General features: G+C 25.8%; 15 protein-coding genes. 1 reads left to right on the forward strand and 14 read right to left on the reverse strand.

What is annotated here, in order from left to right; all coding sequences use genetic code 11:
- Position 1 precedes the first annotated feature (1 nt).
- From ALEK_RS11730 to ALEK_RS11740, 3 genes are read right to left on the reverse strand one after another with little or no spacing between them, the layout of a single operon-like run.
- Entirely contained in the window at positions 2 to 2398 is a 2397-nt protein-coding gene (locus ALEK_RS11730) for a glycosyltransferase (protein WP_071627676.1), read from the reverse strand.
- Positions 2395 to 3558 carry a nucleotidyltransferase family protein gene (locus ALEK_RS11735; RefSeq protein ID WP_071627677.1) on the reverse strand — a complete coding sequence of 388 codons (1164 nt, stop codon included), beginning with the start codon at positions 3556 to 3558 and terminating at the stop codon, positions 2395 to 2397. Before ALEK_RS11735 ends, ALEK_RS11730 begins: the two co-directional genes overlap by 4 nt.
- Before the next feature lie 12 nt (positions 3559 to 3570).
- The gene (locus tag ALEK_RS11740; RefSeq protein WP_071627678.1) at positions 3571 to 4965 is read right to left on the reverse strand and encodes a mannose-1-phosphate guanylyltransferase/mannose-6-phosphate isomerase; all 1395 of its coding nucleotides are present in this window, start codon (positions 4963 to 4965) and stop codon (positions 3571 to 3573) included.
- 176 nt (positions 4966 to 5141) lie between these two features.
- Here ALEK_RS11740 and ALEK_RS11745 point away from each other — a divergent pair, with 176 nt between their 5' ends.
- Complete coding sequence (locus ALEK_RS11745; RefSeq protein WP_071627679.1) at positions 5142 to 5474, forward strand: hypothetical protein; 333 nt, start codon at positions 5142 to 5144, stop codon at positions 5472 to 5474.
- On the opposite strand, the gene ALEK_RS11750 is transcribed toward ALEK_RS11745, so the two are convergent.
- Genes ALEK_RS11750 through ALEK_RS11800 form a run of 11 tightly spaced genes read right to left on the reverse strand, consistent with a single transcriptional unit; the run spans position 5475 to position 16603 of the window.
- Positions 5475 to 6728 (reverse strand): SpoIIE family protein phosphatase, encoded by a 1254-nt coding sequence (locus ALEK_RS11750; protein WP_071627680.1) that lies wholly within the window; start codon positions 6726 to 6728, stop codon positions 5475 to 5477. It abuts the gene before it with no gap.
- Positions 6729 to 7136: an ATP-binding protein gene (locus ALEK_RS11755; RefSeq protein WP_071627681.1), complete on the reverse strand. Its 408-nt coding sequence runs from the start codon at positions 7134 to 7136 to the stop codon at positions 6729 to 6731. It lies immediately after the preceding gene.
- A 15-nt stretch (positions 7137 to 7151) separates the two neighbouring features.
- On the reverse strand, positions 7152 to 7478 hold the full coding sequence (locus ALEK_RS11760) for an STAS domain-containing protein (RefSeq protein ID WP_071627682.1): 327 nt from the start codon (positions 7476 to 7478) through the stop codon (positions 7152 to 7154).
- Between the two features lie 37 nt (positions 7479 to 7515).
- On the reverse strand, positions 7516 to 9027 hold the full coding sequence (locus ALEK_RS11765) for an oligosaccharide flippase family protein (protein ID WP_071627683.1): 1512 nt from the start codon (positions 9025 to 9027) through the stop codon (positions 7516 to 7518).
- A 1-nt stretch (position 9028) separates the two neighbouring features.
- Positions 9029 to 10171, reverse strand: coding sequence for a glycosyltransferase family 4 protein (locus ALEK_RS11770; RefSeq protein ID WP_071627684.1), 1143 nt, complete (start codon positions 10169 to 10171; stop codon positions 9029 to 9031).
- 11 nt (positions 10172 to 10182) lie between these two features.
- Entirely contained in the window at positions 10183 to 10560 is a 378-nt protein-coding gene (locus ALEK_RS11775) for a hypothetical protein (protein WP_071627685.1), read from the reverse strand.
- Entirely contained in the window at positions 10544 to 11869 is a 1326-nt protein-coding gene (locus ALEK_RS11780) for an O-antigen ligase family protein (protein WP_071627686.1), read from the reverse strand. The genes ALEK_RS11775 and ALEK_RS11780 overlap by 17 nt, the downstream gene beginning before the upstream one ends.
- A gap of 15 nt (positions 11870 to 11884) precedes the next feature.
- Positions 11885 to 12415, reverse strand: a complete 531-nt coding sequence (locus ALEK_RS11785; protein ID WP_071627687.1) for a serine O-acetyltransferase — start codon at positions 12413 to 12415, stop codon at positions 11885 to 11887.
- 1 nt (position 12416) lies between these two features.
- Positions 12417 to 13526, reverse strand: a complete 1110-nt coding sequence (locus ALEK_RS11790; protein ID WP_071627688.1) for a polysaccharide biosynthesis/export family protein — start codon at positions 13524 to 13526, stop codon at positions 12417 to 12419.
- A complete protein-coding gene (locus tag ALEK_RS11795; RefSeq protein ID WP_071627689.1) occupies positions 13501 to 15468 on the reverse strand; it encodes a GumC family protein in 1968 nt (655 codons plus the stop codon). The genes ALEK_RS11790 and ALEK_RS11795 overlap by 26 nt, the downstream gene beginning before the upstream one ends.
- Positions 15458 to 16603: an alkaline phosphatase family protein gene (locus ALEK_RS11800; protein ID WP_071627690.1), complete on the reverse strand. Its 1146-nt coding sequence runs from the start codon at positions 16601 to 16603 to the stop codon at positions 15458 to 15460. Before ALEK_RS11800 ends, ALEK_RS11795 begins: the two co-directional genes overlap by 11 nt.
- Positions 16604 to 16718 lie beyond the last annotated feature (115 nt).

Genomic DNA, 16718 nt, shown 5'->3' on the forward strand with positions numbered 1-16718 from the left:
ATTACTTCTTAGAATTTATAGATTTATCATAAATATTTGAAAGAGTTTTATTAATTAAAGACTCATCATAGTTTAATACTTCAAGTGAAGCATTAGTAATTAGTCTATTTTTCAAGTCCTCATCTAAAAGGATTTTGTTCATATTTTTCTCTAATGAAAGTAAAGATTCATTTTCAAAAACCAATGCAGTTTTTTCAGCTTCTATTACATTACAAATACCACAAACACTACTAAGAATCAAAGGAAGTTTACTAGCCCATGCTTCTAAAGCTACTATTCCAAAAGGTTCGTGAGTAGAAGCTAATACAAAAGCATTACTATTTAAATAAGTATTTATCAATTCCGAACTATTGGGTTTTAAATCTGTAATTATTGTAATAAAATCCTGTAAGTTCTCAAAAGAGATAAACTCTTTTAATTCATTTAGATAATCTTCATCGGTTATATTTCCAACTAATAAGAGATGTATATTTTTATTTTTTTCTAATAGGTTTTTAAAAGCCTTTAAAATTAAAAGTTGATTTTTTTGTTTATCAATTCTAGCTGAAGATAAAAATACAAACTTATCTTCATCTATTGAATATCTATTTCTGAAAGTCTCATCTTTTTGTATTTGAAATTGTTTTATGTTCACACTATTAGATAATAAATAAACATCTTTATTTGGATAGTTCTTTTTTGTATTTTCATACTCTTTTTTATTTAACGTAATAATTGAAGAAGCATCATCATATACTCGTCTTGAACCAAATAAAAAGCCTAATACTTTTCCCCATTCAAAAGAGTTTTGTGTAGGTTGCATTCTTGTTTTGGCTTCATTCTGATTAATATCATATAAGCCCCCATGTATTGTAACAATATAAGGTATCTTTCTTATTTTACAAATAGTTCTAGCAATAGAACCCATTCTTTTTGCTGTATGTAAATGAATTAAATCTACATCTTTTATAAAAAATAGATAATAAAAAAGTGACCAAGAAAACAAGTTTCCTCCAACTAGATCTAAACTATTTTTATTTTTATTTGATAAATTAAAATATGGATAGAAGTAACTAAATCTTTTTACTTTTATATTACTTATTACTTCTTCTTTTTTATCACTTAGAATATCACTTGTAATAACTTTTGATTTAATACCATAGTTTTTTAGACCATTAGCAATTGATACTACAACATTTTCAGTTCCGCCCCAGTGGGATTTTGTAAATCTTCTTGGAATATGAAGAACACTTGTTTTACTAGTAATATCTTTTATAATAGTAGAGAGTTTTTCTTGTACATTTGAGAAAGAGTAATTATTAGAAACATATTTGAAAGCTATGTTTTCATATTTTTCTTTTGTTTGTTTATTTTGACAAATTGTTAAAATATCTCCAGCAATTTCATCTTCTTTATTAGCTATGAATATTTTTCCTTCTAAGTCTAAACCACTTGCAGCTCTACTTGTGGCAACAATAGATTTTTTTAAACTAGCAACTTCTAGTATTCTAGTTAATGTTCCAGATGCAACTGTCAAAGGAAATAGTACTAATAGTGAGTTTTTTATATAAGAAGCAATATCATCAACTTCCCCTATTAATTTAATATTTTCATATTTCTTTTGATGTAAAGGTGTAGCATTTTTCCCTACAATATAGATCTTTGTATCTGTAGATTTTAAAAAGAATTTTAATAAAGGATATATCTTTTCAATTAGATATGTGTATGCACTTAAATTTGCAGTTGAATTTAGTACTCCATAAAAAAGTATATATTTATCTTTAATTTTTTTTGATTCATCTACTTTAATTTTATTAATTACATTAGGTAAAACAAAATGATTATCATTGTTTTTGATATTATATTTATTTTTAACAAGTTCTAATTCGTTTTTATTTGTATATAAAAAATTATAGTCTTTATTAAATAGTCTTTTTTCAAAGAAACTCAATTTATAATATTCAAAAAAATGATATCTATTTTTAATTGATTTATTTTGATTCCAAGCAGCATTTGAAATCTCTGAAAAAAGCATATCTACATCAATAATGATTTTTATTTTTGGATTAATACTTTTAATAAAATCAGCAATTTTAGCAGTAGAAGATAGTCTTAAAAAACATACATCATAACTATTTTTTAGGATAATATTTTTTAATTTATCTAGATTTTGTTTATCAAAATTTAAAACTGCTTGGCTTTTATACCAAGGTTGTTTTATATTTTTTATTGTAAATAATCTATTATCATTTCTATGAGAATATAAAAGTTCTTTTGAATACTCTGCATTTTTAATTAAAAAAACATCAGTATTATAATCTTTCACTAAGGACTCATACAAAAATTTACTTCTATTTTTATCCCCTGAATCAAATCCAATAAAAGGAGTGTCTATATATAATAATTTTAGAGTTTTCATTTTGAACTTCTTTCCTTTAATAAACTATTAATACTAGTTTCTAAAGTTGTTTCTTCTGATTTTCTACGAGTATCATCAATCAACCATGTCATATCACTTTCTTTAGTATTAGTAACTGTGCCATCTAAATCAATAATAGAATCAGAGAAAAGAATCTTTTCATTTATTCTGGCTAAGGAATTAATACTTTTATAATCATCAATAATTGATTTTCGAAGTATTACTTTTTGGCTAATTTTACAATTTGAACCAATCATTGTTGGACCAATTATTACAGCTCCATCTTCAACACAAGAAGAAGATCCAATATAAACAGGAGGAATTATTTTTACTTTTTCCAAATCAATTTTTACATTAAGACCTAAATATATGCCTTTTTTAACCTCTTTTGCATTAATGTTATAACCTTTAATTTCTCCTGATAAAATCTTACAAGTTGCATCATAAAAATCATCTACATTACCAATATCTACCCATTCATACGGAATATCTACCCCATAAATATTAAGTTCTCTTTTTGCAAGTAAAGGTAATAAATCACCTCCAATATCAAACTCTTTATCTTTTGGAATATAATTAAAAACTTCTGGTTCAAAAATATAAATACCTGTATTGGCTAAAGTTGAAAGAGCTTCATTTACATCTGGTTTTTCTTGAAAAGTAAGAATTTTATCATTCTCATCAAGCTTTACTATTCCATATTTATTAGTTTCTTCTTTTTGAACTTTTTTTAAAGCAATTGTTGCCATTGATTTTTTTTCTTTATGAATATCTATAGCTTTTTTAATATCTAAATCAATTAGAGCATCAGCACATAAAACAACAAAAGTATCATCAAAAAAAGATGAAAATTCTTGGATTTTTTTCATACCACCTGCACTACCTAATGCTTTAGATATAAGTTTATCTTCTTGTAATTCACCTTCAAAAGAGTAAGCTATTTGCACTCCAAAACGACTTCCATTTCCAAAATAATTCTCTATTTTAGATGATAGATAACTTGTATTAATTATGATTTCATCAATTTCACAAGTTTTTAAATGTTCAATTATTGATTCCAATACCGGTTTTTGAAGAAGGGGTATCATTGGTTTTGGAGTATCATTAGTAATTGGACGAACTCTTGTTCCTTTTCCTGCTGCTAATATCATCGCTTTCATTTTGCACCTCAATTATTTTCTTTTATAATCATCTTCGTATCTAACAATGTCATCTTCTTCAAGATACTCACCTACTTGCACTTCAATTAAAACTAAATCAATTTTTCCTTCATTTTCTAATCTATGTTTTTTACCCATTGGAATATAAACTGATTCATTAGCTCTAACTAATTTTTTATTTTTTCCTATAGTTACAGTTGCAGTTCCACTAAGCACAATCCAGTGTTCATTTCTATGGAAATGTTTTTGTAAAGATAATCTTTTTTTAGGTTTTACAAGAATAGTTTTGAATTTATAATTTGCTTTTTCTTCCATAACATTATAAGTTCCCCAAGGTCTGTGAACCAGTGGATGATCTATTGCTAAAGTTGAACCCTCTTTTACTAATTGTGATACCACTTCTTTTACATCTTGTGTTTTCTCTTTATTAACAATAAGTAAGGCATCCGGAGTATTTACAATAGCTAGATTTTCAACTTCTACTAAAGCTACTTTTTTATGATTCGAGATAACAAGATTATCTTTTGAATTTAATAAAAGAGGTTCATCTGTAGTATATTTAACTGCATTATTGTTTTCATCTTTTTCTAAAGCTTTATAAATTGAACAAAAACTTCCTAAGTCACTCCAGCCAATATCACTTCTTACTACTTTTAGATTAAAACATTTTTCCATTACAGCAACATCAATACTAACAGCAGGAATATCTTCCATAAGTTCTTTATTTATTCTAATTACACTTTTTGTTTTTGCACTACTATAAGCATAAATAGCTGGTTCATAAATATCTAAAGCAAACTCTCGTACACTATTTAGTAAAACACTTGCTTTAAAACAAAACATTCCACTATTCCAAAGATATTTTTTTGAATCTACAAATTTATGTGCAGTTTCTAAATCTGGTTTTTCATGGAAAGAATTAACCATTTCATCTTTTGCTTTTATATAACCATAACCAACTTCTGCATATGTTGGAACAATTCCAAAGAGAGTAATATAATCATCCATTGCAAACTGTTTTGCATCTAATACACTTGCTTCATAATTCTCAATATTTAAAATTGAGTGATCACAAGGAGTTACAAAAACTGTCTCATTTGCTTGAACATGTAAAGAGGCGATTATGATTGCAGCTGCTGTATTTCTACCAACTGATTCTAGAATAAACTCCACTTTAAAGTTTGAAGGAAGAAGATTTTTAATCTCATCAATTTGATCTAAAGCCATAAAATAATGGTCTTCGTTACAAACAATCAAAAACTTATTTGTTAATTTACTATTTCTTAATATAGTATCTTGAAATAGTGAGTATTCACTTATTAATTGTGTGAATTGTTTTGGCATGTGTGTTCTAGAAATTGGCCACAATCTTGTACCATTTCCACCACATAAAATTACATTTACCATAATACACCTCCGTTTTATAATAGAGAGTTTCGCGTACTTGTATGCAAATAAAATGCAATTATGAAAAAAGTTCAAAAAATTATTACAATTTGCCATAAAATCTTATTGATTCTATTTTTTTTACTATAATTATAAGAAATACAAAGGTCAAACCTATAAATGATAAGGAAATTCAAGTGAATGGAAAAATAGAAATTACATATAAGTTATTATGTAAAAATGACGTAAATAAAGAGATTAGTTTATCTCAACTTTTAAAAAACGAAAAAATAGCCAAGTTAATTAAAAGTGAATTTGCAAAAGGTTTTAGAAATATTGATTTAGTATGTCCAAAAGAGATAGAAGATACTTTTAAAATTGAAACAATTAAAGAGTATTATACTTTTGAAGTTTTAAAAGATGATTTTGCTGATATTCTAGCTTTAGCAGAAGAGAATGCAGCTTCAAGAAAATTATTCAAAAAAGATTGTAATAGAATAGAACTTGTAGATATTAAAACTCTTGATTAATTAAGAGAATTTTACAACTAAAGCAGTAGTATCATCTGTTTTAGGTTCATCTTCAATAAATTCATTTAGTGAGCTTTGTATATTAACAAGTATTTCATCTACATCTAGATCTATTGAGTTATGGCTAATATCAATTAATCTATCTAAAGTATACATTTCCCCTGCTTTATTTTTGGCTTCGATTAATCCATCTGTATATAAAATCAAAGAATCATTTTTTTGCAGTTTTTTATGTACAGGTTTATATTTAGTATCAGAGAACACACCCAATGGAATTGCAGTTGATTTTAGTTTTTCCATTCTGTTTTTTTCTTTTGTAAAATACAGAACTTCATTATGTCCAGTACTTATGTACTCGAACCTATTCTCTTTTTCATAATATTTTATGAAAAAGGCTGTGATAAAAAAATCACTATGTTTTGAGTCTTCGCACATAAGATTATTTATCAAAAGTATTTGTTCATCAAAACTAATATTTAAACTAAGAATAGATCTACAAACTCCTCTAAAGGTACTCATAGTAATAGCAGGACCAACTCCGTGTCCAGAAACATCTGCAATTATAATATTAATAGCTCCATCTTTGGAATCAAATAAATCATAATAATCTCCCCCAACATACTCAGCTGCTTCAAAAAAAGTTGAAACATTCATTTTAGCAACAGTAGGAAGTTCTTTAGGCAAGAAATTCACTTGTACTTGTTGAGCTACTTGCATCTCTTCTTTTAATCTATTACCTTTTTTTACTTCTTCTACCATTTTTTGAAGTTCGTAATTTTTAACTAGTAAATCAGCAGATCGCTCTTCTACTAGCTTTTCTAAATTTTCTTTATATTCTATATTTTCTCTTTTTAATAGAATATGTTTTATAGTTTTTTTAATTGTAAAATAAAATTTATTTACATCTAAAGGTTTAAAAACAAAACCATCAACACCTAATTCAATAGCTTTGGTTAAAAACTTTTGTTCTGTATATGCAGATAAAAATATTATACTTTGTTCAATCTCTACAGTTTTAATAATTCTTGCCATTTCTAAACCATCCATGATATTCATAATAATATCACTAATAATCAAGTCATGTTTGGATTTCATATATAAAAACAAACCTTCTTTTCCATTTACAGCAACTTCTATATCATCAAATATTCGACTTAATAGTTTATGTGTTTTTGCTCTAGCAATTTCATTATCTTCTACATATAAAACTTTTATATTTTTAGAGAGAAGTTTAATTTCTGTAATATCATCCATTTATAACTCCACAATAAGTTTGATACTATTTTTTTTGAAGATTACATCTTTACAAAAATGTTTCATCAAAATAATACCTCTTCCAGAATCTTTTAGTAAATCTTCTGTTTTTATATGTTCACTATCTTTTTGTTTGTTTTCAATAGCAACACCCTCACCTTCATCTTTAACTTCAATACTAATTTGTGACTTATCAATACAATAAGATAAAGTTACATTTTTATCTTTATTTTCTTTATTTCCATGAATTATTGCATTAGCTAATGCTTCTTGAATTACTAGAGATAAAGTATTTTTTTTATCTTGATTTTTAATTAGTTTAAATAATTTTGATTCTAACCAATCAAATACCTTTGGAATATTTGATAATTCACTAGAAAAAATAAAATTTGAAGAAGATGAATTCATGAAAAATCCTTAATATTATCTACTTACATCTACGAATGTATTTAACTTTGTAACATCAAATATATTAAATACAATCTCATTAACATTTATGATTTTTAAACTTTTATCATGTTCTAAAAGTTTTTTGTAAAGATTAATAATCATTGTTAAACCTGAACTATCAATAAAATTTATATTATAAAAATCTAATACCTGTTCATCTTTTTTTGAACTACCACTTATTTCAGATATAACTGGAGTCAATTGTTCTTTTATTAGTTTTAAATTTGTTGTATCAATTCTATCGCAATCAATAAAAGAAACAACAGATTTATTTTTTTCATTTTTTATATTTATAAACATAAAATACTCCTTCTAAAATAATTATACATTAATTAAATTAAATAGTTTTTATTTTATTTATTAATAACTTTTTTATTTCCTTTTTATCTATCTCATTCATAAAAATATAATACAATATTGTAAAACAACTAACACATAATAAACCGTATATAAGTAAGTCTAAAATACTATTAATACTAGAAGAAGTAAATATATAAAATACACCGTAAACAATACAACCTAAAATTATAGTTTTAAATACCACTTCTTTTAAATAATAAAAAACTGATATTTTTGAGAACTTACAAGATACTGGTATATTATAAATAATTGCAAAGAAAATATTAGGGATCAAAGTACCTAAAGCAACACCTATTATTGAATACTTTTGAACTAAATAAATACTTAGTACTAAATTCATAATAGCCTCTAATATGGCAACTACGGTAAGCTCTTTATGTCTTTCACACATTAATAAAACTTGAACTGAACTACTTCTAAAAAACACTAAAACATACATTGAAACTAGTAATACCATTGCAGTATAAACAACTTCAATACTTTCAATTTCTAACCAAAAATACAATAATTTATCAATATATAAAAAAGTAGGAATAAAAAGTAATGTGGATATAAAACCTACAATTTTATTAGTATGAAGTAAGGTGTTTTGTAAAGCATCATGTTTATTCGTAACAAATAAAGAAGCTGACAAGGGACCTAAAATATCATGTATTTGTGTTGAGAACTGTCTAAAAAGTTCAGATACTCTAGATACAATTTGATAAACCCCAACTAAAGCTACAGTTGAGAACATAGAAATTACTAATTGATCTGTTCTAAATATAATAACATTTGAGAACATTACAATATATGCAAATATTGAAAAACTCATAAGTTCATAAACTCTTTTTTTCTTAAAAAAAGAGAATGATATTTTCAGACTAGGAATATTTTTGAATACATAAATAGCCATAAAAACATTTGTTAAAAACTGAATAACAATTGCAATAGCCGCCATATAAATAAGTGAATACCCATAAGAAATACAAAGACTTAATAAAACAAAATTTAATACTAAAAATACAATATCAATATTATTTCTTAATGTGATCTTTTGTAAACCTCTTAATACTTCTTTGAAAAAACCAAAAGGGAAAAGAAGTGCAGATCCTATTCCAAAAATATAAAAGGTAGTTTTATAATATTCAATTGTGTCAGCAGATGAAAATACAAATATTTTCTCTAAATTCTGAGCTAATAAAACAGTTACAATAAGAATTATAAAAGATAAAAAGATATATGAAAAGAAAATTGTTGATATAGTTTCATTAAAACTTTTCCAATTATTCTTTGCTTGGGATTCACTAGTTGCTTTTTGAACTGCTGTTCCAAAACCAAAATCAAGTAGTAAGGAATACCCAAAAACACTCCATAAAAGTGCCCAAAAGCCATACTCCTCATTGGAAATTCCAAGAAACATTATTCTAACTAACATTAAAGATAATATTATTTTTAAAATAAGTAATATATAGTTTGATATGGTACTGTTTAATATTATATTTTTCATTTTATACTCTTGTGATTTTTAATAAAACATCTTCTACTTGTTTTTTTACAATGTTAATATCAAATTTATTTTTTACTTTTTGATAGGCATTTGTTCTATATTTTTCTAATAAATCCCAACTATTATGTAAAAGTAATATTTTGAATGTCAAATCCTCAACACATGAGGGAGTAAAAAGTAAACCATTTTTAGAATCATCAATAATTTCAGCAGGACCAAAATCATCAGGAGCAATACTTACAACCCCATAGTTCATTGCTTCTATTAGAACTAAACCAAAAGGCTCTCTCATTCTAGTTGGCATTAATAAAACATGATTGTTTTTATAGACTTCTTCTAAATTATCAACTTTCCCATGGAAAATCACATGATTAGTCAAACATAAAACCTCAACCATTTTTTTACATTTATCAATATATTCTTTATCACCATCACCATAAATATGAAATTCAAAGTCATATATTTTTCTATCACGTAAGTTTGATAAAGCTTTTAATGCCAAATCTAAACCCTTACTATAATCTAAACGACCACAAAACATATATTGCATTAGCTCTTTTGATTTCGAAGACTTTTCTTTTGTGATTTTTGTTCCATTTGGTATTTGGAATATATTTTGAGTTCCATAAAACTCTTTCATTTCAGGAATCATCCATTTTGAAACAGAAATTATTGGATCTATTTTTATATCAAGAGCTTTAAATCCTGGGAGAAGTTGTTTTACTTCTCTTTTGAGTTTAGACATAAAATTATTGGCTAAAAATCCTTTCATCCAAAAATCCCCAATTTCAAATACTTTTTTGATTTTTTCTTTTTCAACTGCCCAAATAGGAGACAAAGATACTAGTCTCAAAGACCAAATATAAACTAAATCTGGTTTTATTCTTTTTATTACATCTTGAGTTGTTTCATAGTTAAACTCTTCAACTACATTTTTATCAAAATAAGAAGGATCTTTATAATCTATATATTTTAATTTTCTATATACTTTTTCAAAGGAAACGCTTTCTTCTTTATGATTTCCAGTAAGTACATAAACTTCATGCCCTGCTTTTTCTAAAAATTGAACAGTGTCATAACAAGCTAACTCATAACCACCAATATAATAAGGGGGATAATAATTACTTAAAATTAAAATTTTCATGACTTATCCTTTTATCTTAATAAATGGAATTGAAATAAATCTATTCCTATTAATGATTTTATATAGTATAAAGCCAAAAAGATTGCAGTTAGCACTGAAGCTATTACTAAAAACACTAAAAATGTAGAAAACATAATAAATAAAATATGAGAAAGTTTTGTAAGAGTAAATTTTCGCTCCATTTTTCTTTTTTCACTACCTAAATAAATTGTGATATAAAACATTTTGAAAAACCAAAAATCAAAATTTAGGTTAACTATCTTTTTTGTTGCTTTTGGTAATGCACAAGATATTAATTTTTTTGTTTCCCTTTTTTGTTCATTTGTCATACTATCTTTAATTAAGGGATTCATTTTTTCAAAGATAACATCTTCATTTAGATTTTTCATTTTTTTTACCTTCTTTAATTAATCTTGATACAACCAAAATAACAGCAAAAATAAACATCATTTGATAGAAATTATTAGTCTGTTTTAAAACCCATTCCATTGTTGACTGTAAATACATACTTGTCAGACAGCCAATAAAAGCCATTGGAATATACTTGTACTTCTTATATTTGCCTTTTCCTAAGGCAATATAATTTCTTATATTCTTAATATAAAAGAACATAAGAAATGATATAAATACCAATAAATTAGCCCAGCCAGTCTCTGCTGCTACTAATAAATAAACTGTCTCAACAATTCCACCTTTTTCATCATCATCTTTTCTTATAATATGCTCACCATAGTTATATGGGGGATTTATTTTTAAACCAAAGTTATTTAAACCTACTCCAAAGACCTTGTCGTTTGCCATATTTTGGGCAGCTTCTGCTAAAACAACTCTTACATTTAATGACTCTTCGGGAGCTGTTTGAATTCTCTCCATAATTGTGTCACTTGCCTTATATAAAATTCCTGTAGCACATACAAAAAATAGAACTGTTACTCCTAGTTTTTTAGCAGTAAATTTTGTTTTATAAGAAAGTAAAAATATTAAAATAATAGAAATAGAAAATACTGCCATTCCACCTCTTGATAGAGTTGAGATAATATCAACACTAGCTGCACCAAATGCTGTAATCCAAACATACAGTTTTGCTTTTTTTGCATTCAAGGCATAAGATAAAAAAATACTTCCATATACAATCATATACATTACTAAGGAGTTTTGATGAGGGAAAGGCCCTTTTACTTGAAACATTCCTTCTAGGTATTTTTGTTTTAAAACCATAAGTGTTATGTAAGCCACAATTATCAACATATATTTAATAAACTCTTCTATATCTTCAAAAGATCTAATTAAATTATAAACAACGAAAAAGTAAAAATACATTCTTACCATTTTCCATAATTCAAAAAATGAATAGATATATACATCACTATTAATTATTGAAATTAGTGAGAAAGTAAAATATGTGAAATAAATATAACTAGCTGGAGGCATTCTAATTGGGAATTTATCTTTTCTAGAATAAATCACAAAAAATAGAATAATAGCTGTAATATCAACAAGCCCTATTTCAAAACCTCTTGATGTTCCTCTATATGTTTCCATTGAGAAAAAATTAATGTCTTCTGTACTTGCTGTAAAAAACAGTAATAAAAACCAAAACGATTTTTCAATCCAAACGAATCTTTTGGCAAATATTACTGCTATTGGAACTCCAATAAATAGTACAAAAAAGAAAATTATATATTTTAACTCAAACATAATCTTGCCTTTACTTTATATTACTTCTCTGTATTTCACTACTTTTGATGGGATACCCACAACAACTGCACATCTTGGTACATCTTTTAATACAACACTATTAGCTCCCACAATAGAATAATCATCTAAAGTGATTTTCCCTAAGATCTTTGCACCTGTGCAAATCTCTACAAAATCTCCAATTGTTGGGTTTGTATCTTCATACTCTTCCCCTCTATCACCTAATGTAACTCCTTGATGAATAATACAATTTCTACCAATTGTCGCGAACTCTCCAATAACTACTCCACTACTATGAGGTAAATATAAACCTCCATCAATTTTTGCTTTTCTAGCAATGTCACAACCAAATAAAACAAAGTTTAAAAAAGAAACAATTTTCCCTAATATTCCTAATCTATATTTACTTAATACACTAGAGAATCTAAATAAAATCACAGGATATAATCGAGGATTCAACACATGAACTAAATCTTTTGTAGATACTGTCTCTTTATTTTTATAAATTGCAATATCCTCTTTTATTAATTGAAGTAAAGTTTTCATCTTAATCTCCTTTTAGTAATTGATTAGTGATGTATGCACTTTGAATAGTTTCTAAACTAGGCATAATTGTTTGAAGAATATTATTCCAATCCCCTAAAGTCGAAGTAGGAATAAAAACAATATCAAAAGGTTTAACTCTAAAATCTTTTGATTTCCCTTCTAAAATATCTTCTAAATTTGCAATATATACAACTGGATTTGTTAAAGTTCCTCTAATAATGGCAACTTTCTGTAAATTTGCATTTACTTTAAAACCTTTTGCATAAGTTACAACTTGACTTAAAGTCATATTTTCTTTAAATCCATAATGACCAGGAAGATTAACTTCCCCTAAAATATAAACCTCTGTATTTAAAGCAGATGGAATATAGATATAATCTTTATCTTTTAATGGAATATTATGTAAAGGATTACCTTTTCTTACTAACTCAATAAAATTCACAGGTAATACTCTATTTCCTCTTCTAATAAAAGCGTGTTCTAAATCTGCTAACTCAATAGTATTGTCTTCAAAGATTCCAATTGAAAGACCTTGAGCAATTGCAATTGAATCAATTGCTTTTGCATTATTTGTAATTTGATAAGTTCCAGGAAGTGAAACTTTTCCTAAAATTGTAAAACTTTTACTTCTAAATTCAACAGGAATAATAGATACAATTGGATTCACTAAATATCTTTTTAGTTTATTCGCAATTTTTCTCATTGCTTCATTAATAGTAAGACCGGCAACTCTCACATCTCCTATTAATTGAAAAGTTAAAGTTCCATCAACTTTAACAACTGAACCTTTTACATTTAATTCAGGTTCCTCGTAAACAAAGATATTAAACATATCACCAGAGCCAATAACGTACTCATTTTTCTCCTTTATATGTAATTCAAGAAGTTCTTTTTTTATTTCATTGGAATGTAATCCATTATGAATAATTTCAAAATCTTTTTCTAATACTTGTAATGCTGGATCTACATTTCTTCCTTTATATGCTTTTGGTGGACTCTTTTTTACATATAAAGTTGTATCTTCAGGTTTAGGTGAAGCTACACATCCGATTAAAAAAATCGCAAGTAATAAGATTAATAAGTAATTAGATACTTTTATTATCGATAACATTTAGAACTCCTTTTACATGAGATATACCTAGTGAGTTTATTTCTTCTACAATTGGATCAATTGTTTTTCTAGAAGACTCATTACATTTAAAAACTAATAACACTAAATCTGCTAAAGGAGCAAAGTTTTTAAAGAAATACGTATTTACTCCAAAAGCAAGTACTTCAAATAAAACTAAGTCATATTCGTTAGTTTTTAAGTTCTCAAATAACTTTTCTGAAATATTTGTATTTGCTAAGTAGTAATCATTTATTTCACTATCTTGAATATATAGTTTGTGAACATACTCATTAACAACATTTACATTATCAAAGTTAAGATTTTCAATATCACTACAATTAATTATAGAATCCTCTATTTCAGGAGTTATTTCACTAACTGTTTCAATATAAAGTACTTTTTGTTTTGTAGTTGAACAAAAGTATGTTAATACTTCTGAAATATGAGTTTTTCCCGTATTTGCAACATCACTACCTAGTAATACAATTTTTTTATTTTTCATTGTTTTCATAAAAGAAGTAATAAAGTCCATTGTATTTTCTTTGATAATATTGTTATCTTTTGTATTAAAAAACTCTCCAATAAGTTTGATATTAAATCTTCTTTCAATATCAAAAGCTCCTTTTATTCTAAAATCAAAGAATAATTTCAGAATAAAAAAGCCTGTAAAAACTAAAGCTGATAAGAAACCTGTTCCTAAAATCATTGCTTTTTTGAAATTTGATTCTGGATATTTTGGTGGTTTAGCTCTTTCTAAAAATTTGAAATCTTCTTGAGAAGACTCTAATGCGATTTTTAATTCATTTTGTCTTTTTGTAACTAAGTCTAATAATGAATTTTTTTCATCTATTTTTTTTGCAATAACTGAATATTTTTTTTCTAAAATATTTAACTCTTTAATTTCATTTTCTATATTGTTTTGTTGTTCAAATAACTCTTTGATTCTGTTAGTTGATGAAATCACACCTATTTTACTTTGAGATAATTCAATGATTAAAGCTGTAAATAAAGGATTATTTCCATAAGTAATCTCATCTGGAATACTTTTTTTATTCTTTCTATTTGCATATTGAGATTTCATTTTTGATATCTCTTTTTTTAAGGTTTTAATTTTTGGATTATGTTTTGTATATTTTTGATTCATTGCATCAAGTTCTTTTTCTTTATTTGCAATTGCTTTTAAATCAGCTGATCTAACTGAATATTCAAGTTGAACTTCTTTTGGAATTTGTTTTAATTTAATATTGATTTGTTTGATTTTTGTTTGATACTCATTTTTTAAAACTTTTGTATCAATAAGGTTTAAAGCAACTTCATTTAGTTGTTCATACTTATAATCTTTTTGAACTTTGATTGATAAGATTTTATTCTCTTTATTGAATTTTTCTTTTGTAGATAATAAAACTTCAATCTCTTTAATTAGTGCTTCTTTTTGTTTACCATAATAAACTAGAACCTCTCTTGTTGCAGCATTTTGCACTTTATAAAAGTTTTTTAAAAAAATCTCTGCAAGTACGTTTGCGCCTTTTACTGATAATTCTCTATTAGCATTAGTAAAAAGAATCTCAATAATATCTGATCTTTTTCTTCTTTTAATTTCATACGATGAATATATTTTTTCAACTGTTGTATCAAGTTTTAATACTTTAATAGCTTCATTTAGATTTTCTCTTGTTCTAATAGTTTGTAAAGCAGTGTCATAGTTAAAGTTTTGGAATTTATAAGGTACATCTTTTGGCATAGATATTTTTTTGTCATATCTAATTATTTTTGCAACTGATTTATAAGAAACAGTTGTAAACTTATTTGCAAAAAATGTAGCAACTAAGATTCCAATAATTGCAGCAATAAGAATTGATGGTGCTTTATATAATAATTCTTTTAAGAAATATAAAGGATTAACAATAAAAAGATCATCAGTTTTAAAAGCTTTATTTTTCATCTCTTATCTCTTTTTCCATAACTTTTCTAATATCTGTAATTGAATTAATATTTTCATCTATACTTGTACTTGAAAACATAAGCGAATGTGAGTCTTTATGATCTGGGTGAAAACCATGCATTCCAGGAATAGCTTGTAATCCAAAATAACTTGGGTTAATTAAAATTCCAGGATTAGTTAAAAAGAACAATTCACCAAATCTTCTATCTTCAAAGAAAACTCTCATTTCTTTTAACTCATCATCATCTACAATTTTTCCACTAGTTTGGAATGATAAAAGATCTTCAATTGTCTCTCTAGCTTCATCATTCATAAACCAAAATCTTGCCATTGTTGAATCATACATAGCAACATAATCTTTTCCATAAACTAAGCCTGTATTCTCAATAACTTTGATTAAATCTACACTTCCTTTAGTATCACACATTCCATGGTCACTAAAGATATGTAAAGAAACTTCATCATATTTATCATTTGCATAATCATAAACATTTGAGATTTGATCTTCTAACCATTTGATTTTTTCAACTGTTTTTTCATGTTCAGTTCCATATGTATGCATAACCCCATCAAGTGTTGGTAAGTAAAGATATGAAAACTCAATATCACCTTCATCAATCTTTTCTTTTAAAGCATTGATATTGTAAGTTTCACTTTTTCTCCAATTTGAGCAGTGGTAAGGAATATCATTTTGTACACACCAATCAAAGATAGTATCAGTTTTTAAAATCCCATTTGGAACAAAATAATCATGTTTTTCTAAGTAATCAAAATAAGGAAGATGTGCAAATGGCACAGAATAAATCTCAAAATAACCTGTATAACCATTGATAAATTTCATAGCTCTACTTAAATAGTGTCTAGGTCTAAATCTATCAAATATTCTTTTTGGTAAAAAAGACAGATACTTACAAAATTTAAAAGGTGAGTTTTTAGGATCATAATAAAAACTAGACCAGTGTGTATGTTCATCAGGATATCTTCCAGTTAAAATAGAAGGATCAGCACCTGAAGAAAAACCGAATGTAGTTTTTAATTTTTTTCTTGTATCAATAGCTTTATTATTAAAACCATGCTTTTTATAAACTTCCCATCCAAACCCATCAATGAAGACAAATAGTGATAACTTTTTCATAACCAGTTCCTTAATCATTTTTAGAAGATTAACAACTCTATATGCAAAAAGATTGCAAGATATTACAATATGCAATATTTTGAATATAATTTTTTTAATTTGGTTAATATTGCAA

Source organism: Poseidonibacter lekithochrous (genome assembly GCF_013283835.1).
Lineage (GTDB): Bacteria > Campylobacterota > Campylobacteria > Campylobacterales > Arcobacteraceae > Poseidonibacter > Poseidonibacter lekithochrous.